Below are 21,122 nucleotides of genomic sequence, written 5' to 3'. Positions count from 1 at the left end.
CCACAGGCTTTGTTCCCTTTTCAGTGAAATGCTGCACCACTTCGCACAAAAAACCTACCTCATTGTAATTAAAAAATAAATTTAGACACCCATACCTGTTACTCATTGATAACGAATCATATTGGTCTGGCAAAAAGCTTTCTCACTGCCTCAAACTGCTCATAGAAGCCTGCCGCAATAGAGCCATCAGGATAAATCTCGGTTGGGGTTCACAATAGACATTGTGAATTAACATTTTTGCCGAACATGTGTTCGTATCATATAGCTCAGCACTCTTTATCTGAGGGAGAACACATTGAAAGTATTAGTATTAAACGAGGGAAGTGGTCAGCAAAACCACGCAGAGAAGCGATGTGCTGTATCTCAGGACAGTGTAAAGCGGATGGTTAAGCGCGGTATAACCGTTCGCATAGAACAAGGAGCAGGCATACTTGCAGGCTATAGCGATAAGATATTCACCGAGGCCGGTGCCCAGATCGTAGAAACTCCAGGTTTGGTACTTGCCGATACCGATGCGTTACTTTGTGTTAACCGGCCCGCGCCGGAAGTCTTTTTGAAGTTGAAACCTCGGTCTTTGGTTGTCGGTTATATCGACCCTTTTTTCCAGAAGGCTCTGGTGGAAGAGCTCGCAAAACATCAGCTGACAACCATTTCAATGGAAATGATTCCGCGCTCGTCGCGAGCCCAGAAAATGGATGCCCTTAGCTCACAGGCAAGTCTGGCTGGCTATGTCATGGTTATGCTGGCAGCCACTCACTTCCCTGGAATCCTGCCAATGATGATGACGCCAAGCGGAACCATTAAACCCGCCAAAGTCTTTATCATCGGAGCTGGTGTAGCGGGCTTACAGGCTATCGCCACCGCCAGACGCCTGGGTGCCAGCGTACTTGCCTACGACACGCGCGCGGTTGTGGCCGAACAGGTTGAGTCTCTTGGCGCCAGGTTTCTGAAAATCGATTTAGGTGAAACCGGGCAAACAAAAGATGGTTACGCCCAGGCTCTGAGCGATACACAAAAGCAACAACAACAGGCCGCACAACAAGATGCAATTGCTGATGCCGATATAGTCATCACCACTGCTCAGCTATTTGGCAGAAAGCCCCCTGTATTGATTAGCAAAGACACGTTGGCTCTGATGCGTACCGGCAGCGTTGTTGTCGACATGGCTGCATTGTCGGGCGGCAATGTCGAAGGCTCGGAGCCGGGGAAGGTAGTACAGATAAATGGCGTGACGGTCATTGGCACTGGTCACTGGAGCCAGGCAGTAGCCAGAGATGCGACCGATATGTATGCCAGCAATCTCTTTAATCTGATTGATGAATTTTATGATGAACAAGGGCAAAAGGTTCTTTTGCCCTCTGACGATGAAATTCTGAAAGCCAGTATGATCACCAAAGACGGCGCCATTACCGATCAAATGCTAGTCAACGCCTATCAGGAGGCCCAATAAATGGAAAATATTTATCTTATTTTTATTGTCTTACTGGCTGCATTTTTAGGGTTTGAACTTATTCGCAAGGTACCTGCCACGTTGCACACGCCACTCATGTCTGGATCCAACGCTATTTCGGGCATCACTTTGGTTGGTGCACTGGCCGCCTCAGGTTCAGATAATAACGTTCTGACTACCATATTGGGCACTACCGCAGTCACTCTGGCCAGCATTAACGTGGTGGGTGGTTATCTGGTGACGGATCGGATGCTGGGCATGTTCAAAAAGAAAGATAAAAAATAGGGAACCGGACAATGGAATCTGTTGCTGTTTTAATAAATCTGGCCTACGTGGCGGCCGCCGGTCTTTTTATCATTGGACTCAAACTGCTCAGTCATCCGTCTTCTGCACGAAAAGGTAACGCAGTATCGGCAATGGGAATGCTGGTTGCCGTAGTTGTGTCCCTGTTTGATCATCAAATCATTGCCTATCACTGGATTTTGACGGGCTTTCTTGCTGGCGGGATTTACGGTGTCTGGAAAGCCAGGTCAGTCGAGATGACGCAAATGCCAGAAATGGTTTCACTATTCAATGGTTTTGGTGGTGCAGCATCGCTGCTATTGGGATGGGCAACAGTTAATCATCAGACACTCACCGGTTATGAGCACATCGGTTTACTGGTGCTACTCACTGTTGTTCTTACCGTTATGATTGGCGGCGTCACCTTCTCCGGTTCGCTGGTCGCCTGGGGTAAGCTGTCAGGCAACATGAGTACAAAAGCCTTCATTTTTAGAGGTCTGCGTGAGCTTAGTATTATTCACCTGATAGCGTTGCTTGTACTTAGTATTGTTTTTATCAATCAACCAGACACCACGCTATGGCTTTACCTGATAATTATACTGGCCTTAAGTTTTGGTGTGCTTGCCACCATCTCTATTGGCGGAGCGGATATGCCAGTTGTCATCGCTTTACTCAACAGCTACTCCGGTATTGCCGCTTCTGCTGCCGGCCTGGCGGTTAATAACACCATCCTTATCGTAACAGGGCTGTTGGTTGGCGCCTCAGGCCTCATTCTGACCAATATCATGTGCAAAGCCATGAACCGTTCACTGTTAAACGTATTGTTGTCAGGATTTGCCAAGCCCACTGAAGCCATGGAAAAAATCGAAGGTGAAATAAAAGTCATGCCGGCAGCCGATGCTTTTTATGTACTTGAAGCGGCGCAGGCAGTTTTGGTTGTACCCGGCTACGGAATGGCTGTGGCACAGGCACAGCATGCCGTACGTGAACTACAGGCCCTGCTGGAAGAAAACGGCTGTAGTGTGGATTATGCCATTCACCCGGTGGCTGGTCGTATGCCTGGTCATATGAACGTTTTACTGGCAGAAGCCGATGTCCCTTATGATCAACTCTATGAAATGGACGATGTTAATCCGCGAATGGAAAATTACGATGTTGTTATTGTGATTGGTGCCAACGATGTTGTTAACCCAGCGGCAAAAGAGATGAAAGGCAGCCCTATATACGGCATGCCAGTTATTGAAGCCTATCGTGCAAAAACAGTCTTTGTGCTAAAGCGCTCAGCTGATGCAGGCTTTGCCGGGGTCGACAACCCTCTGTTTTTCCGAGATAACACACGCATGGTGTTGGGAGATGCCAAAGATACTATCAATACCATTATCAGGGAATTTGGAGACGAATAAGTCTGCACCTTCAAAGCCCATTTGTTAAATATTAAATAAGTGGGCTCTTTGTCTGGCATTAAGCTGTATGGCGTATTTTGCGCCTGAAAATGGTAATACCTATTTTATGAGAGAACTGTGATTCTATTGAGCTTACAAGGCAAGACCACTGTAAATTGCTTAATCCTGATTGATTAAAACACTGCGGCAGCGCATGTGGGGTGCCGCCTTCATGATGCTGTGCTGAACGATAAATATAATCTACCAGTTGCAGGTAATCAGGCAGCGTAAATGGCAAGCTATTCACGCCATTTTGCTGCTTAGCTTTATTATTACCTGAAGCCAGGGGATAAAGACAACCTGGCTGCTTACGGCTCTTTAGTGCCTTTATTCGTTTTTGAATACTGGTGTAGGTCGAGTGTTCGGGACACTTGGCAATGTGAGCACGAACCGGATTCAAATCAACATAGGCCATACAGGCGGCCAGTGCAGTCTCATCTAACAGAGCCTGTGATTTAAACCTGCCCTCCCAAAAGCGCCCCGTACACTCATCTTCTTTATTTGCACGCCGGGCAATATATTCGTTGAGCAGACGCATAAACCAGCTGATATCGAATAGCCTGTGCCGATAAACCAGAGCGGCCTCTTCGACGGTTTTAATTTCAGCTACATTGAGACCATTTGGGTCATTCACATAGCGCCGCGTGAGTACGGTTCCCTGATGCAGCCTATGCCAGCGCAGTAATACCTCACGGGTGGACCAGGCCATGGCCTGTGAGTTATTCACATGCAACACAACGTGAGTGTGGTTACTCATCACTGCATAAGCACAGATATCAATGGCAAATACCTTACCCAGTAACAGTAGCCGCTGCTCTACCCAACCTCGGCGATGCTCATAGCTTTGCCCGGTCAGCGCGTCTCTACCGCATAAATAAGCCCGGCGTACACAACGAGAAACGCAATGATAGTAAGGCGTTTCTGACAATGATATCAGTGATTTTCTGGGTAGCGGCATAATGGTATTCCTGAATATCTGATCGGGAGTTATACACTGTGCCACAGACAGAATAGTGCATCGACTGTACTTCAAGTCAGTGTTTGTTTAATGCCGGACATACACTTAAATAAGCTCCTAATGCGGACACTCACTTTTTGTATGTTCCCATCCGAAGCTGGCTTTTAACAGACACCCACCACAATTAGGTGGGTGTCTAAAGCATATTTATTCCAAAGCCAGTTCATTGTTTAAAATCCATCACCTAAAAAAGTGGGTGTCGGATGATTTAACTAAACTCTTGTACATGTACAAGAGTACCTAACTTGTTGATGAAAAATATGATTAGCTTATGCAGTTTGTATGAATGCATCAAAAAATACAGGATGCCTGAGTATTGGCTTGTATCAGGTAAGTGGCTTGATAATCTGTTTTTCTGCCGGCCGCTACCGCTAATCTCACCCAGGGTGCGTCGGGCGCTGAACAGTTGGATTGGTATCAAGGTGTGTTTAAGGTAAATCAAAGTGGATAACGAGGCGAGTTTGCGCAAGTAAACCCTATTAATTCTATGAGCGATAAAAGTAATATTAAATCTTATGATAAGCCCGCAGGTGGCTGGGGCGCCCTCAAAAGTGTCACCAAACACTGGATTGACAGCGAAAAACCAATTAAAAACCTGCGAGCTATGCTCAAAACAAATCAGGATAAAGGGTTTGACTGTCCAGGCTGCGCTTGGGGAGAATCACCTGAAAATGGCATGGTGAAATTCTGCGAAAATGGCGCTAAGGCTGTCAACTGGGAGTCCAGTGGCCGGTCAGTGGACCCGGCTTTTTTTGCAAAATATTCTGTCAGTGCGCTTAAACAACACACCGATTATTGGTTGGAGTCCCAGGGCCGCCTGTCTCACCCCATGCGATATAATGCCAGTACCGATCACTATGAACCGATCAGCTGGGATAGTGCTTTTTCCCTTGTAGCCACACATCTACAGCAACTCGACTCTCCTCACCAAGCGGAGTTTTACACCTCTGGACGAGCCAGTAACGAGGCCGCGTTTTTATATCAGCTATTTGTTCGTGCTTATGGTACCAATAACTTTCCTGATTGTTCCAATATGTGCCATGAAGCCAGTGGCCAGGGCATGAAACCAACAATTGGCGTGGGTAAAGGCACAGTGGTATTTGATGACTTTGCCAAAGCCGATGCCATTTTTATTATTGGTCAAAACCCGGGAACTAACCATCCACGAATGCTGGAGCCATTACGTGACGCGGTTAAAAGAGGCGCCCAGGTAGTGTGCATCAATCCTCTTAAAGAGCGTGGACTGGAACGCTTTCAGCATCCGCAGCACCCAGTCGAGATGCTGACTAATGAATCTGAACCCACCAATACAGCCTATTTTCGGCCCGCTTTGGGCGGAGATATGGCGGTAATGCGCGGTATCGCAAAATGGCTGCTTACCTGGGAAAGAGAGGCTCAGAAGAATAACCAGCCAGCCATTTTCGATCATGCATTTTTACAAGAACATACCGAAGGGATTGATAATTATCTTTCGCTGGTTGATGCCACCAGCTGGGAATTTATTGAACAGCAATCAGGGCTGAGCAAAGATGAAATTAAACTGGCAGCATCAATGTACTGTCGTGCAGAACGTGTCATCATGTGCTGGGCAATGGGTATTACGCAGCATCGTCATTCTGTCGCCACCGTGCAGGAAATTGTGAATGTACAATTACTGCGGGGCAACGTGGGCAAACCTGGCGCAGGCCTGTCTCCGGTTCGTGGCCATAGTAATGTTCAGGGTGATCGCACAGTCGGCATTAATGAAGAGCCGCCAACCTCTTTCCTTGATGCCCTGGAAAAGCGCTTTTCGTTTAAACCGCCGCGTGAACATGGCCATAATACCATTAAGGCACTTCAGGCAATGGAACAAGGTAAGGCTAAAGTTTTTATTGGCCTTGGCGGTAATTTTTCACAGGCAACACCCGATACACCACGAGCCCATGCTGCACTTTCAAACCTGGATTTAACTGTACAAATCAGTACTAAACTTAATCGTTCCCATTTGATTACTGGAAAAGATGCCCTGATCCTGCCCTGCCTTGGGCGAACCGAAATTGATATGCAGGTATCCGGCCAGCAAGGTATTACGGTGGAAGATACATTTTCAATGGTACATATCTCTTATGGTCAACTGCCGCCTGGTTCTGAGCAGCTACGCTCTGAATGTGCGATTCTCGCCGGTATTGCCAAAGCAACGTTAGGTGATTACCCTGTGAAATGGGATGAGTTAATTGCAGATTATGACCGTATCCGGGACTTAATTGCTGACACTATCCCCGGGTTTGAAAACTTTAACCATAAGCTCAGACACCCCGGTGGTTTTCATCTGGGCAATGCAGCGTCACAGAGGCGCTGGCTTACTGACAGCGGTAAAGCGCAATTTAAAGGAGAGTCTTTGCCTGAATCGTTGGTGGATGATGCCATCATTGCCCGCGGCGATAGCCCGGATCTTATTCTTCAGACCATGCGCTCTCATGATCAGTACAACACCACCATTTACGGCATGGATGATCGCTATCGCGGCGTTTTTGGTGCCCGGGACGTGCTGTTTATCAATCAAAAAGATATTGAACGGCTGGGCTTTGAAGACGGTGATAAAGTAGATATCACCTCACTGTGGGGAGACAACAAGCAGCGCCAGGTAACTCGCTTTATGCTGGTGGCCTATGATATTCCCGAAGGACAGGCAGCGGCCTATTATCCGGAAACCAATCCTCTGGTTCCGCTGGAAAGCTACGGCAAAGGCACCTACACACCAACCAGTAAGTTTATCGCTATTAAACTGGCAAAATCGGCTCCTGACAGCCGTATTGATGTAAAAGCCGTATAAACTATTCCATGGCACCACCGTGTTACTTAGCGTGGTGGTGCATGTTCTATGTGGTAGCAACTACCTCACCACTATATACTCTGGGCGCATCTCTTCGTGGTACATGAATAAGAGTCAGCCTGTATCGGGTAGCCCACCGGACAGCCATCGCTGTGGGCGCAGAAAGCGTGACCAGTACCGGCAACTGAGCTCTTACTGCTTTTTGCACTAACTCCAGGCTGCAACGGCTACTTAATACCACCAGATTTTCCGGCCCATGCAATTGCTTGTTTGTGATATCCCCGATCAGTTTATCAAAGGCATTATGACGGCCAATATCTTCACGGCAGGATAATATATTTTGGTGGGTGTCTATGTATAGAGCGGCATGCACCGCGCCACTTTGTTTACCCAGTGTCTGCGCCTGATTCATGATTTCCCGCAGGTTTTGTAACCGACCGGCTGACGGTAAGTCTGAAGTTTTGAGCGGGATAAGCGCGGGTAAAGCCGCCTCCAGCGCTTCAATCCCGCATAATCCGCAACCGCTGGCCCCGGCCAGTTGACGACGCCGGGATTTCAGAGCCCAGAATGCCTGGTTAGAAATCTCAACCTCGACATTAATGTGCTCATCATATTTTTCAATGCTCATGCCATACAACTGTCGCCGGTGTTCAATAATCCCGCTAGTCAGGCTAAAACCGGTCACAAAATCTTTGATATCTGTGGGTGTCACCAGCATGACCGCATGATTTATACCGTTGTAACTGATGCTTAATGCAACTTCTTCTGGCAAAACAAACTCGTCGACCGATGGCGGTTCATCCAGAATCTGCGCGTTGCACCGCGCAAAGCCGGAAAGATTGTTGTGAGTATCAGAATTCATCAGGCCAGTCATCCGGGGTATTAACATTCAGCCAAATACTGTCATCAGTGTGGCCGGTAAATTCCAACGCGTTAAGAGCATCTAAAAAACGAACCACTTTTCGTTCCTGTCGCTCGGTTAACAGTTGATGCAGCATAGTATGAGTGTGAGTGGTTACTGGCAGGTAAAATGGCAGGTGACGGTGTCTGACCGTGACCGCCTGATTCTGTTCACGACCGCTATTTACCAGTGATTGTAAAAATATCACCGAAAGTTTTGGCATATCGACCGGTACAACCAGTAATTCGTCACCGGTATTCAGGGCGTTAAGCGCCGCATGTACACCGCCCAAAGGACCGTTATCCGGCAATATATCATTAAGATAACCTGGCTGATTTCGACTTATCAGCACCTGCCGGCAGCCTGCCTGTTTTAACAGCGATGCGGCATGCTCCATGAGTGAGTGTCCATGATAGGGCATCAGCGCTTTATCCTGGCCCATACGGCGTGACCGTCCACCAGCTAATACTAAACCACTAAGCATGCCTGTTGCCTTTATTCATACGATTACGTTGTCTGTACTGAATGAATATCACCGGACTCCCGTCACTGTTTTGTAGGCCAGTTTTCCAATAGTACCGAAAGGCATTGGTTAACAACAGACCCGCGGCCGCTTGCGGGGATTGCTGGTCTTTATCTTCTGGTAAAAAAATCTGGCCGTTTGACTATTGCAAACGAACGGTTGTGCCGGTTCGCGCGCTTTGTCTGGCAGCATCTAAGATTCTGACTACCGCCATATTATTCTCAAGGGCGGATAAATCCTGTGGCTGCACTTTAATGTCCTGATTTATCACCGCTTTGAAGTAATGAAATGGATCGTTATACGGTGCGGCACGCTCGGGCAGCTGCCTAACCATTTCATCAAACTCATCATAGCCACGAGCCAGGCGCTTACGGTAGGTATTACGATTATCGGCATACACCACCCCACTTTCGCCATACACTTCCATATCCTTACGCCCAATTGGCCAGTTCCATGATCCCTGAATTACCGCATTCGCATCGCCGTAATTCAGAATGATAATAGCTTCGTCATCCACTCTGGGATTATTGCGGGGCTGCAACTGCTGTGTAATGGCGGTCACTGAATGAGGCAGTCTGCCGTCCATCAGCCAGGTCATCAGGTTAGCCCCATAACACCCAAAATCCACAATAGCACCACCGCCATTTTGTACTGGGTCGGTCAGCCAGTTTAAAAATTCACTGTTCAGTTCTAATTTTGCCGGGCCTTTATGACCATCCCGTACCAGTACTTTTTTTATTTCACCAATTTCGTTGGCTTTTATTGCCCGGAATGCTTCATGATTTGTTGGATACCAGGTGGTTTCATAGTTGGTCAGAAGATGGATCTTGTGCTTTTGCGCCAGCACCTGCATTTTTACAGCATGCTCCATATTCACCGCCAGGGGCTTTTCCACCATAACGTGAATACCGCGTGGCGCAGCTTTCTGCACGACCTCCAGATGTTCAAAAATAGTTCCAAAAGCCGTGACCGCTTCAACGTCCTGTGCCTCAAATAAGGCCTCCATGGTCGGATACACCTTGTCCATAGAATAGCCGTGCTGCCGGGCATAGCGTGTGGCCAGCGACGTATCCGGCTCAACGATACCGACAATCTCAAACTCCCCGTGCTGCTCACTGTCAAAAATCCAGTGAACATGGGTATGGGTCAGGCCGATGACCCCTATTTTTAATTTATCTTCTGTCTGTGAGTTTGCTATGCCACATATTGTCATTAACCAGATTCCCGCACATTTTGCTATCCATTTCATTCCGTATCTCACCTCATCCGCTTTTATTGCCACTACTGGGTGTGGATTGCCACAACCGGGCGTGCAGATCGCCACGCCATGAGCGCCATGCGGCGATAGCCATATACTATATGCTGAAGGGTGACAGGCGGATCGATTATTTTCACACTGCACTCGCTGGTGTCGTTAACCCTGATTACCGGTAGAACACCGGTGAAAAATCTTTTTACTCATCCTGAATAGCAGAGACATGCGGAAAAAGGATACCGTCGCGCGGAGGGGGTAGAGTGTTATTTCAAATGAATAGCACAGCAGAGTGACGTCAGTTTCAGACAAGAATGTTATACGTAGAACTTGGTAATTGTGCATCCCTTGCACAATTACCAAGCGCACTGACAAGCCATGACAGAGCGCTGGGCAGCGGACGATTAGAATGTGCTGTTAAGAATTTTCGGCGCGTTTACAGGCGGCGGCGGTAAACAGTACATCGGTTGAGCTGTTCAGGGCTGTTTCAGCAGAATCCTGTAAAACTCCCAGAATAAATCCAACGGCCACAACCTGCATTGCAATGTCGTTGGGAATGTTGAACAGGCTACAGGCAAGCGGGATTAGTAGCAGCGAGCCGCCTGCCACACCTGAACTGCCACAGGCTGATACTGCCGCAATCACACTAAGCAGAATGGCAGAGGGTAAGTCTACCGGAATGCCCAGGGTATTCGCGGCCGCCAGCGTCAGTACGGTAATCGTAATTGCAGCGCCGCCCATATTAATGGTCGCCCCTAGCGGTATGGATACAGAGTAAGTATCTTCATCCAGTTTCAGACGTTTACACAATGCCATATTCACTGGAATATTGGCCGCTGAACTGCGGGTAAAAAATGCCGTAAGTCCACTTTCTTTCAGGCATTTAAATACCAGTGGATACGGATTTTTACGGGTTGCCAGGTAAACCAGCAGTGGGTTCGTCACCAAAGCAATAAACAACATGGCGCCCAGCAGTACCATCAGCAGATGCGTGTACCCTAAAAGGGTATGAAAGCCAGTGCTAGCCACCGTATTGGCCACAAGACCGAAAATACCAAACGGCGCCAGGCGGATCACAAACCCGACTACGGCGGTAACACTGTCCGCCAGGTTTTGCATCACTTCTTTGGTGGTGTCACTGGCATGACGCAAGCCAAATCCCAGGCCGACAGCCCAGGTGATCAGGCCAACATAATTACCGGTAACCAGTGCATTCACCGGGTTATCAACCATATTGAATACCAGCGTACGCAATACTTCACCAACCCCTTCCGGTGCGGTTTGGCTGACCTCATTGGCCACCAAATCCAGTGTAGTGGGGAATGCAAAGCTGAAGATGACCGCAGTGGTTGCTGCTACCAAGGTACCGGCAAGATACAACACCAGTACAGGTTTAATGTGGGTGTCCTGGTTTTTTTTGTGGTTGGCAATAGATGCCATCACCAGAATAAAAACCAGCAATGGGGCAATGGCCTTCAGCGCTTTAACAAATATTTCTCCCAATAGTCCCGCCGTCTGAGCAGTATCCGGAAGTATCAGCGCCAGGCCAATTCCAACAGCAATACCGATCACAATCTGCAGCACAATATTGCCGTTCATGTATCGCTGAAACAGAGTTGGTGTCACATCTGAAGACATTAAAAGAGTTCCGTTGTTATTTTTGAGCGAGCACCATAAAGGATCACCTGTAAAAATTGAACCTTTTTGCCCTTCATTGCCCGCAAAACCTGACAAAACTAACGATTGTATTTAACAACCGCTCAAAAGCGCGCCAGCATGTATGCCGACTTCTGGTGTAGCCGACGTTGATACGCCATTTTGCCCCACCTGTCGCAAATTCAGCCGCGAGGAAAACTTAGTGCTGTGTTCATCGTAGCCATTGACTCTATTGCAGGTAAAAAGGAATGAAAATGAGCCATAGCGTAGCTGACTTTATTGTTAAGACTCTTGAACAGGCAGGGGTTGAACGTATATGGGGGGTGACTGGTGATTCATTAAACGGCATCAGTGACCGGCTTCGCAGTTTAGGAACGATTGAATGGCTGGGCACCAGACATGAAGAAGTGGCCGCATTCGCCGCTGGCGCCGAGGCCCACTTAACGGATCGCCTGGCGGTGTGCGCCGGATCCTGTGGTCCGGGCAATATGCACCTGATCAACGGTTTATATGACTGCCACCGAAACCGGGTACCCGTGCTGGCCATTGCCTCGCATATCCCTTCCAGTGAAATCGGCACTCAGTATTTTCAGGAAACCCGCCCACAGACACTGTTCAGCGAGTGTAGTGTGTATTGTGAATTGTTATCCAACCCTGCGCAAATGCCTCAGTTGCTTGAAACCGCCATGCGTCAGGCTGTTTTACATCGCGGTGTGGCGGTGATTGTGGTGCCAGGCGATGTGGCGCTGCAATCCATGCCTGACGGCATTTCACCACGTTGGACATCCACTTTGCCGGCCACTGCTCATCCTTCTTCCGAAGCATTGAAACAGCTTGCTGAGCATCTTAATAAAAGTAAAAAAGTTACTTTATTATGCGGGGCTGGCGTAAAAGGGGCACATCAGCAAGTGTGTCAGCTGGCCAAAGCACTCAAGGCCCCGATTGTTCATGCGCTACGGGGAAAAGAGTATATTGAGTACGATAATCCCTACGATGTAGGCATGACCGGCCTGATTGGCTTTGCCTCCGGCTATCATGCAATGGAAGAAGCCGATACCCTGCTGATTATCGGCTCCGGTTTTCCTTACCGCGAATTTTATCCCAAAAACGCCACCATCCTGCAGATTGATAATGACCCGACTGCCATTGGTCGACATGCGCAGTTAACGCTGGGGGTCACCGGCGACACCCACGCAACAATTGAACAGTTACTGCCACAGCTCAACGCAAATGAAGATGACAGCCATTTAAACGAGTGTGTGTCCAGTTATAAAAAGGCGCGTGGCGATCTGGATGAACTGGCCCGCGCTGATGCTGATGATAAGCTGATTCACCCTCAATACCTGACCCGTTTGATCAACGAACAGGCGGCTGATGATGCCGTTTTCACCTGTGATGTCGGCACGCCAACGGTATGGGCGGCTCGTTATTTGTCGATGAATGGTCGTCGGCGTCTGCTGGGCTCATTCAGTCATGGTTCGATGGCTAATGCGCTGGCCCAGGCCATCGGCGCTCAGGCAACAGACAAACAGCGCCAGGTCATCGCCTTATGTGGTGACGGCGGTTTTTCCATGCTGATGGGGGATTTACTGTCGTTACGGCAACATAAGCTGCCGGTAAAGGTGGTCATTTATAACAATCATTCACTAGGCTTCGTGGCCATGGAAATGAAAGCCGGAGGTTACTTATCCAGTGATACTGATCTTACCAATCCAGACTTTGCGGCCATTGCAGAAGCAGCCGGTATAACCGGGATCAGCGTGAGCGAACCTGCCAGGCTTTCTGATGCGGTCAGTAACTGGCTTGCCTGTGATGGCCCGGCGGTATTGTGTGTCGAAACCGCCAGCCAGGAATTGGTGATGCCGCCTAAAATTGAGATGGAACAAGCCAAAGGCTTTAGTCTATATATGTTAAAAGCGATTTTAAACGGTAAAGGTAATGAAATCATAGCATTGGGGAAAACTAACCTATTTCGTTAAAGCTTGTGCCGCTGCCGTCAGCGACCGCAGCGGCTTGATCGCTCAAAAAACGTCCAGATATTTTACAGTTTTGTTACATCTAAATAAGGCTTGCTGTATTAATTTAATTTAAACAAGTGAAATATAAGAAAAAACGAATAGTGGCGCAAAATATGCTAATTCCTTTGTGAGACAATAAACCTTGGGAAGGCTGTCTCGCTGGCACCATCAATAAAAGCCCGCCACACGATTATAACAGGGCAACACTACACATCGGTGCCGCTTCAGCCTTATAAAGTCTGGCCTGTTCGTTTTACTGGATGTGATGAGCATGGATAATAAAGTACTCACTATCACGGGTTCACACCCTGCGATGATGCAGGAAGTGTTTGATGAGCTTAGCCTTGTTATACCGGCTCACTGCCGGCCTTTCTCTGACTTTACTTTTACTGATAATCAGGCACCGCCCGTTATCGCTTATGTAATGTCAGACCTGAACAACAAACACATTTTCAATCTGGCAGATCTTAAACGACGCGGCTGTCATCACTTAATTGTATTAGCTGCGCACCTCACTGTACCTGCAATGTGCGAGTTATTAAGAACTCACGTTGACGATGTTGTGGTATTGCCGATTCTGGCCAGAGAAACTGAGCGACTGCAGGACAGCCTGCTCCCCATACTGGATTCAAAGCGAGCTTTCGATAAGCCCCGCGACTTCGAGGGGGATGAGCTGAGTATTCAGTGTGCGATCAATTTTGAAGAAATTATTGAGCTGATAGAAGAACACTTCTGCGCCAAGCTTTCGCTGGCCAAAGTCTCAGACGCCCTGAGTCTGAGCCCAAGCCGGGTCAGTCATCTGTTTAAGGACGTTTGTGGTATTGGCTTCAGGCACTATCTTACCTGCCGCCGTCTGGAAGAAGCAGAAACCCTGCTGGCTGACCCCAGAGCCAATATCACCAGTGTAGCTTTTGGACTGGGTTTTTCCAGCCCGTCACATTTTTGCAAAGCCTTCAAGGATATGTTCGGCATTACCCCGACCGCTTATTTGGCGGGTAACCGGCAATTTGCTCTGGATGACAGGTTTCGACGCTATCAGCACCTGCGCCTGACCATATTGCCCTATGTGCGCCGGTTAGCGAATCAGACTATTCCGGCAGAGCGGGTGCAGCTCAGAGCGGCGATATGAAAGCTGTCATGGTAGCTATCTTGCTGTGCCTGAGTCTGTCAGCTGGCAGTCGGTCATTTGCTGCGCCGCCAAATCTGCCCCTCCAGACACCCATCTGGTTTGACGGCCCCCGTCTGTCGCTGTCAGGTATTGAATTGCTCAGCCTGATGGCCGATCTGGGCATGCGGGACGCCGGCATACTGAGTCAGGCTGAGGCACGTGATATTGCCACCACTGATACTTACCTTACCCGCTCTCTGCTGGCCATTAATCACATTGTTATTGGCCATCAGGTCTCACAGTACCAACTTACTCTGCCAGCCATTGTTCAGGCCCACCACAACAACCGGTTAACTGAATTAATTGACCAGCAACTGCCGCGCTTTGCCGATGTGCTGGCATTACGCGCTGCTATTTCAAAGTTCAGGCAACTGGCCAGAGTGACCTGGCCTGAAATACCGGTCACGTTTACCCCTCGGCTGGGTCAGCGACACCACCATATTGGCTCATTGATTTTTATGCTGAAAAGTCTGGGCGATTACACTGCCCCCCATACATCCCAGCAACATAGTTTTACGCCTGCGGTTCAGCAGGCCCTACGCCGGTTTCAGGCTCGTCATGGCCTGCCACAAAGTGGCATGCTGAATGAGCTCACCCGTCAAAGATTGTCCCTGCCCCCTGCTGCACGGCTGTCTGTTTTACAACAAAATCTGTACCGTCTATTGTCGCTTCCCTCGTTACCTCCCTCGCGATATATCACTGTCAATATTCCAGAGTTTACCCTGTCCTATATTGCGCACCGTCAGACCATTGCTTCCATGCCTGTGGTAGTAGGCACTCCCTTTACGCCAACACCGGTTATGCTAACTGAAATCGACCGTATTACACAGCACCCGCAGTGGGTGCCTACTGCCAGCATCGTCAAAGGGGAGTTGTTGTCGGCTCTGGACACGTCACCCGGATGGTTGGCCCAACAAGGGTTTCACTGGGTGTCACGCCGTGATCCTACACAGCGCCTGCCACTTCAGGCCGGTCTTAAAGATCCTCGGGCGCAATATAAAACCCATTTACTGGTACAGCGCCCCGGTGCTTCCAATGCGCTGGGCCAATGGCGCTTTAATATTAAGAATCACGATGCGATTTACTTGCACGATACACCGCAAAAACAGTTTTTCAGTCATCAAAACCGCGCGTTAAGTCACGGATGCATCCGACTGGCTGAGCCGGGTAAGCTGGCGCAGCTTATTCTTGCCGACGCTGCACTGACACATAACAATAATCAAACCCGACATTATCGCCTGGCCGAACCGATCCCGGTCTACATCAATTATCAAACGGTGGTAGTCAGACAAAACCGGCTTATCTGGCTGAAAGACATCTATCAGGTGGATGTCACCGATACGCCTTTTCATCAGCGCCAGCTGACCAAGCAACGCACTTTTTAATTTTCATATCTCACACATTTCCTTATCAACATCATAATGGTACTGGGCACGGGTTTTATCTGTGCCTGTCCTGGTTGTCCCCGGGCGTCAGGTTTTATCTGTGCGTGTCCTAGTTGTCCCCAGGCGCAGTTTTTAATTGTGCCTGTCCAACTTGTCCCCGGGCGCAGATTTTTAATTGTGGGAGTCAAACTTATCCTCTGAGCGTCAGGTTTTATCTGTGTGTGTCCTGCCCGCATGTCAGTCTCTCGTAAATCAGGGACCGGTGAGGCAAAAGCTGCTGGTCAAAGCGTAAGAACCGGTTAATTGCAGCCTCGCAATTTTATGACAGCCACACGCAACTACATACAACACAACGCAATTTCCTGTTACAGGCCGCAACTGGGTGAAAGATTTTGGGATCACTACACCGATAAAATAGCTTCACCAACTAATCAGAGGTTGTGCTCAAGTGATGATTGGCTGGCTCACTTAAAACTGTAACGGAGATGGATATGAAAAATCTAAACACACTTTTACAAGAGTTTATCGAAGATGAATCAGGCCTGACTGCGGTTGAATACGCCATCGCAGGGTCACTGGTCGTGGGCGGGCTGGTGGCAGCATTTACTCAGCTTGGTACCGTGACCGACGCATCGATTGAAGATCTGTGTGAAGCCGCTAAGCCTGGTGACAGCACAACAGACTGTGCAGCAGATCCAGGCTAAAAATTACGGGGGGAGCTACCGCTCCCTCCTGACTTTCGACTTCATCAGGTGACTTATGTTTATTGCACTTACCCTTTTATTGTTTGCCATTGCGATAATTAGCGATCTCAGGTCATACCGAATCCCCAATCAGCTGTGTTTCTTTTTTATCGCACTGGGACTGTTGCTGAATCTGATTACCGGAGGCCTCAGTGAACTAACTTATGCGTTACTTGCCTGCCTACTAATGTTTGCCTTACTCCTGCCCTTATTCGCGCTGAACATGCTGGGCGCAGGTGATGTCAAACTCATGATGGCTGTTGGCGCCTTACTGGGTCCCACTATCAGTTTATGGTCGCTGGCCTGGGGAATTGCAGTTGGCGGATTACTGACCGTTATTGTTGCCGCCTTTAAAACCGGCTGGAATGGCATCAAAAAGACTGCACATCGCTATTTTCTGTGTTTTTGCATGCGCCGCTATGTTCGTCCCGAGTCAGATGAGCTTGGTGCGGTGACGGTCCCCTATGCTCCTGCACTTGCTCTTGGGTTTGCCATCACCTGTTATCGCGACCCGTCACTGATTCAGTCCTTTATCCAGTTTTTTGCTCAGGCAGGTATCTAGCTATGACGTATTCAGCCTATGCCCCTACTGATCACAATAATCAAATTCAGGCATCACCGGACTTATTTAAGAATCCGGTGAACGACAACACTCTCAACTCAGCGCCAGCCAAACCTGCCACGGTTTCAGACACCGGCTTAACCCCATCGCTGCTGACTGACCTGTTGCTTAAGCACTTATACACTCAGCAGGTCGCCACACTCGACAGCCTGGCCCGCAGCCTGCGCCTGCCGGGAAAGATTATCCAGGATCTGCTGGGTGAGGCTAAACAAATGATGTGGGTGGAAAACCGTGCCGCTAGTGTACAGGCCCGCTTCAGCTTGAGCGGGCTGGGCAAGACTCAGGCTGAGAAAGCTTTTCAGCAAAGTGGTTATGCAGGCGCAGCGCCCGTACCGCTGGCCACTTACCAGCAGATCGTCAAACAACAAAGTCACCGGCACCAGGAGATAACCCGCCACCGGATGAACGACAAACTGGCTGGAGAAATGTTTGAAACCGAAGCGCTGGAAGCCATGGGGATGGCACTGAACTCAACCAAACCGGTCCTGCTATATGGTTTGCCTGGTACCGGCAAAAGTTACCTGTGTCGTCAGCTCATTAAGGTGCTCGATACACCGGTTTTTCAGCCCCTGGCGATTGAAATCAATAATCAGATTATTCAGCTTTACGACCCACAGGTGCATACACTTACCGACGCAGCGCCGGCCCATGATGCCGATCCTCGTTACCAGCAAATCAACCGGCCTTTAATTGTTACCGGGGGTGAGCTGACACTGGATATGCTGGATGTCAGCTACGATCCTACCCGCCGGCTATATAAAGCGCCCATCCAGATGAAAGCCAACAATGGGGTGCTACTGCTTGATGACCTTGGCCGTCAGCAAATTTCACCGGCCACCCTGTTTAACCGCTGGATTATTCCGCTGGAAGAAAATAAAGACTATCTGAGCCTGAATAATGGCGCCCACTTTGAGATACCGTTTGAGCTGGTCATGTTGTTTTCCACCAATCTCAATCCTCAGGAGCTGGCTGACGATGCCTTTTTACGCCGGCTTGGTTACAAAATAAAAATGCTCCCGTTATCCCGGCCGGACTATATCCGGTTATGGCGGCGTATGTGCAGTGAATTGCAGCTGCAGTGTGATAACACCTCGCTGGATTATTTGCTGAATCATTATCACGACGCACATTCGGTGCCCTTTTTACCCTGTTACCCAAGGGATTTGCTTGGCATTGTGGCGGACGCAGTTCGCTTCAGGCAGCTCCCTGGCCATGTTACCCCGGCATTATTGGACGATGCCTGGCGACATTACTTTGTGACTACCTTGTGAGGATCTGATGATGACTAAAAACACCTGGTTATTTTTACTCTTATCTGGCGTGTTCGGTCTGGGGGCCGTATACCTGGCAAACAAGTGGTTATCAGAGACAACCTCGGTGCCGCAAGGCGATTATATGCAGGTCGTTGAGGTAGCCCAGACTATTCCCATCGGCACTGTGATTGAAGCCAAGCAGCTACGTGTGCGCACCTACCCTGAAGACCTGACGCCTGAAGGCAGTTTCGGCAGTCTGGACCTGGTGGTCGGCAAGGTGGCCAAAGAAACCCTGTATGCCGGTGATCTGGTGCGCGCTGAGCGGGTGATTGAAAAAGGCGAAGGCAGCTCTCTGGCCAGTCTTATCGATGCCGATAAACGGGCGTTATCGATTCGGGTGGACGATGTGGTTGGGGTCGCCGGGTTTCTGCTACCCGGAGATAAGGTGGATGTTCTGAACACCTTTAAAAAAGGTAAAGGTACCATCACCGAAGTCGTTCTTGCCAATGTCAAGATTCTGGCTATCGACCAGACTGCGCAAAACAATGAAAACCGCCCCAGAGTCGTACGTGCCGTCACGGTAGAGGTGTCTCTGGCCCAGGCCGAAGAACTTATGAATGCCCGCTCTCGTGGCGGCTTGCAGCTGGCACTGCGCAATCCGGTAGACGACAGTCATGTTGAGCTGGCCCGTCACAGCAAAGCGCAGGAAACAGCACCAGCTGCCTCAGAGCAACCAGCCAGTATCGCCGCACCGCTGCCATCGTTGGCGATTAAACCCAAAGTGCACCTGATTCGCGGTATTGCAGAGGAAACTGTATCAGTTGAAGCTAGCCAAAGTGGGAGTGGATTACAATGAGTTGGTTAAACAGCGGTGCCCGCCTCATCGGGATTGTTCTTGCCATACTGGCCACCAGCGTGCTGATGCATATCGACAGTGCTCATGCCGGTGGTCCGACGATGAATAAACACAGCGCAATTCATGTACCGATTTACAAGTCCCGCAACCTCAATCTTAAACGCAGCGCCCAGCGCGTATCGGTAGGCAACCCGGCGATTGCCGATATTCTGATTCTGCGTCAGCAGGAGCTGTATATCGTGGGTAAAAAACTGGGAACCACCAATGTCATGGTATGGGACGAAGACGATGCACTGGTGGATGTCATTAATATTGAAATTACCCATGATCTGGTCAGCCTCAGAGAACGCCTGCATCGTTTTTTGCCAGACGAGCCGATTGATGTGCACACCTCACAGGGACAGCTGGTATTAAGTGGAGAAACATCGTCTTTAATTCAGATGAATAAAGCGGTTGACCTGGCCAACGCCTACGCCATGTCTGCCGGCGGCGAGGAAGAAGGCAGTCAGGTGCTGAATCTGCTCAGTGTGGGCGGCGGTCATCAGGTAATGCTGGAAGTTGTGGTGGCTGAAATGAGCACCGAGGTGAGCCGCTCGTTCAATGTCGATCTGAACATGCTGGGGATGTTTAACGACAATCACTGGGATGCCAGTCTGATTCGTGGCGCTGAATTTTATAACTTTGTCACCCAGGGTTCGCCGTATGAATTTTCCAACGGCATCATTGGTGAATATATCGACGGCAATGTGTTTTTTAATGTTGCGCTGGATATTGCCAAAGAAAACGGCATGGCCAAAATTCTTGCCGAGCCTAACCTGACAGCACTCAGTGGTCAGAAAGCCGAGTTTTTGTCGGGTGGTGAATTTCCGATTCCGGTGCCAAAAGAAGACGGTATTGCCATTCAGTTCAGAGAGTTTGGTGTGGGGGTTGGTTTTGTTCCCACCGTACTGGACAGCGGCAAAATCAATCTGAATCTGAAGGTGCTGGTCAGCGAAATTTCCAACGCCAATACCGTTGGCATTAATCCTATCGGTACTGACAGCATGCTGGTTATTCCTTCAATTATCAAAAGAACCTCGGAAACCACTGTCGAGCTGGGCGACGGACAGACACTGGCTATTGGCGGTTTGCTGTCTGACAACCTGCGTGAAAATATCGAACGTTTTCCGGGACTGGGGGATATTCCCATTCTTGGCCAGCTGTTTCGCAGCCAGCAGTTTGTCAGCGGTCAGTCTGAGCTGGTGATTATGGTAACGCCGCGCCTGGTCCGTCCGTTTAACCGAGCTCAGGTATCCCTGCCCACCGATGGCTTTGTGCCGGTATCCGATCTGAAGTTCTACCTGATGGGAGAAGCGACCCGGCAAATCTCGCCGGTGCGCTCTGCCTATAACCAGGAAAGCCCCTACGATGTTTTACCCACCTCTGGTGGTACCGACAACCGCTATGGACACACACTGCGTCCGCAGCAAGGAGTTCAGTAATGAAATACCTGACTTTATTAAGCCTGACCGCCCTGCTAGGCGGCTGTGCTCAGGCGCCTGACTACCAACTTTCTCGTTCTACCCTGCAGGTTAAATCCTTGCAAACACTGGATGCAGAAGCGCCTGAAAACAACGACGGTATCACCCGTGAACTTCAGGGTGATTACGGCAAGCACGCGGCTGAAAACTACCGGGATAGTATCTACGCAGGCAAGGAAGGCCGGGTGGTTAAATCTCAGGACAGCAAGTAGGAGCATCTC

General features: G+C 49.3%; 18 protein-coding genes. 13 read left to right on the top strand and 5 right to left on the bottom strand.

Features of this window, described 5'->3' with window-relative positions; translation table 11 throughout:
• Positions 1–295: 295 nt before the first annotated feature.
• The 3 genes from EZV72_RS03975 to EZV72_RS03965 are packed head-to-tail and all read left to right on the top strand — an operon-like array spanning position 296 to position 3,135.
• Entirely contained in the window at positions 296–1,450 is a 1,155-nt protein-coding gene (locus EZV72_RS03975; protein ID WP_137166016.1) for an NAD(P) transhydrogenase subunit alpha, read from the top strand.
• Positions 1,451–1,735 carry an NAD(P) transhydrogenase subunit alpha gene (locus EZV72_RS03970; RefSeq protein WP_137166015.1) on the top strand — a complete coding sequence of 95 codons (285 nt, stop codon included), beginning with the start codon at positions 1,451–1,453 and terminating at the stop codon, positions 1,733–1,735.
• Between the two features lie 11 nt (positions 1,736–1,746).
• Positions 1,747–3,135: an NAD(P)(+) transhydrogenase (Re/Si-specific) subunit beta gene (locus EZV72_RS03965; protein ID WP_137166014.1), complete on the top strand. Its 1,389-nt coding sequence runs from the start codon at positions 1,747–1,749 to the stop codon at positions 3,133–3,135.
• Between the two features lie 58 nt (positions 3,136–3,193).
• On the opposite strand, the gene EZV72_RS03960 is transcribed toward EZV72_RS03965, so the two are convergent.
• A complete protein-coding gene (locus EZV72_RS03960; protein ID WP_137166013.1) occupies positions 3,194–4,132 on the bottom strand; it encodes a transposase in 939 nt (312 codons plus the stop codon).
• Positions 4,133–4,679: 547 nt separating this feature from the next.
• Here EZV72_RS03960 and EZV72_RS03955 point away from each other — a divergent pair.
• Positions 4,680–7,004 (top strand): FdhF/YdeP family oxidoreductase, encoded by a 2,325-nt coding sequence (locus EZV72_RS03955; RefSeq protein WP_137166012.1) that lies wholly within the window; start codon positions 4,680–4,682, stop codon positions 7,002–7,004.
• A 46-nt stretch (positions 7,005–7,050) separates the two neighbouring features.
• Here EZV72_RS03955 and fdhD read toward each other — a convergent pair whose 3' ends face one another.
• The 4 genes from fdhD to sstT form a co-directional block, all read right to left on the bottom strand.
• Positions 7,051–7,866, bottom strand: a complete 816-nt coding sequence (gene fdhD / locus EZV72_RS03950; RefSeq protein WP_137166011.1) for a formate dehydrogenase accessory sulfurtransferase FdhD — start codon at positions 7,864–7,866, stop codon at positions 7,051–7,053.
• Positions 7,856–8,389, bottom strand: coding sequence for a molybdenum cofactor guanylyltransferase (gene mobA / locus EZV72_RS03945; RefSeq protein WP_137166010.1), 534 nt, complete (start codon positions 8,387–8,389; stop codon positions 7,856–7,858). Before mobA ends, fdhD begins: the two co-directional genes overlap by 11 nt.
• Before the next feature lie 181 nt (positions 8,390–8,570).
• Entirely contained in the window at positions 8,571–9,641 is a 1,071-nt protein-coding gene (locus EZV72_RS03940) for a Gfo/Idh/MocA family protein (protein WP_232364502.1), read from the bottom strand.
• 456 nt (positions 9,642–10,097) lie between these two features.
• On the bottom strand, positions 10,098–11,318 hold the full coding sequence (gene sstT / locus EZV72_RS03935) for a serine/threonine transporter SstT (protein WP_137166008.1): 1,221 nt from the start codon (positions 11,316–11,318) through the stop codon (positions 10,098–10,100).
• Between the two features lie 272 nt (positions 11,319–11,590).
• Between sstT and poxB the strand changes: the two genes are divergently transcribed.
• From poxB to EZV72_RS03890, 9 genes are all read left to right on the top strand, one after another.
• Positions 11,591–13,315 carry a ubiquinone-dependent pyruvate dehydrogenase gene (gene poxB / locus EZV72_RS03930; protein ID WP_137166007.1) on the top strand — a complete coding sequence of 575 codons (1,725 nt, stop codon included), beginning with the start codon at positions 11,591–11,593 and terminating at the stop codon, positions 13,313–13,315.
• Positions 13,316–13,625: 310 nt separating this feature from the next.
• Positions 13,626–14,483 (top strand): helix-turn-helix transcriptional regulator, encoded by an 858-nt coding sequence (locus EZV72_RS03925; RefSeq protein WP_175405039.1) that lies wholly within the window; start codon positions 13,626–13,628, stop codon positions 14,481–14,483.
• Entirely contained in the window at positions 14,480–15,907 is a 1,428-nt protein-coding gene (locus tag EZV72_RS03920; RefSeq protein WP_137166005.1) for a L,D-transpeptidase family protein, read from the top strand. Before EZV72_RS03925 ends, EZV72_RS03920 begins: the two co-directional genes overlap by 4 nt.
• A 491-nt stretch (positions 15,908–16,398) precedes the next feature.
• Entirely contained in the window at positions 16,399–16,611 is a 213-nt protein-coding gene (locus tag EZV72_RS18565) for a Flp family type IVb pilin (protein WP_232364501.1), read from the top strand.
• Between the two features lie 55 nt (positions 16,612–16,666).
• Positions 16,667–17,212, top strand: coding sequence for an A24 family peptidase (locus tag EZV72_RS03910; RefSeq protein ID WP_137166004.1), 546 nt, complete (start codon positions 16,667–16,669; stop codon positions 17,210–17,212).
• A 2-nt stretch (positions 17,213–17,214) separates the two neighbouring features.
• Positions 17,215–18,543, top strand: coding sequence for an AAA family ATPase (locus EZV72_RS03905; protein ID WP_137166003.1), 1,329 nt, complete (start codon positions 17,215–17,217; stop codon positions 18,541–18,543).
• Between the two features lie 7 nt (positions 18,544–18,550).
• Entirely contained in the window at positions 18,551–19,381 is an 831-nt protein-coding gene (cpaB, locus tag EZV72_RS03900; protein WP_232364500.1) for a Flp pilus assembly protein CpaB, read from the top strand.
• The gene (locus EZV72_RS03895) at positions 19,378–20,862 is read left to right on the top strand and encodes a type II and III secretion system protein family protein (protein WP_137166002.1); all 1,485 of its coding nucleotides are present in this window, start codon (positions 19,378–19,380) and stop codon (positions 20,860–20,862) included. The genes cpaB and EZV72_RS03895 overlap by 4 nt, the downstream gene beginning before the upstream one ends.
• The gene (locus EZV72_RS03890) at positions 20,862–21,113 is read left to right on the top strand and encodes a hypothetical protein (protein ID WP_137166001.1); all 252 of its coding nucleotides are present in this window, start codon (positions 20,862–20,864) and stop codon (positions 21,111–21,113) included. The genes EZV72_RS03895 and EZV72_RS03890 overlap by 1 nt, the downstream gene beginning before the upstream one ends.
• The last annotated feature ends 9 nt before the right edge of the window (positions 21,114–21,122 follow it).

Origin of the sequence: Salinimonas lutimaris, from assembly GCF_005222225.1 — a bacterium.
In the GTDB taxonomy this organism is placed as follows: Bacteria; Pseudomonadota; Gammaproteobacteria; order Enterobacterales; family Alteromonadaceae; genus Alteromonas; species Alteromonas lutimaris.
The sequence above is the reverse complement of the archived record's forward strand: the minus strand, read 5'-3'. Positions and strand labels throughout refer to the sequence as shown.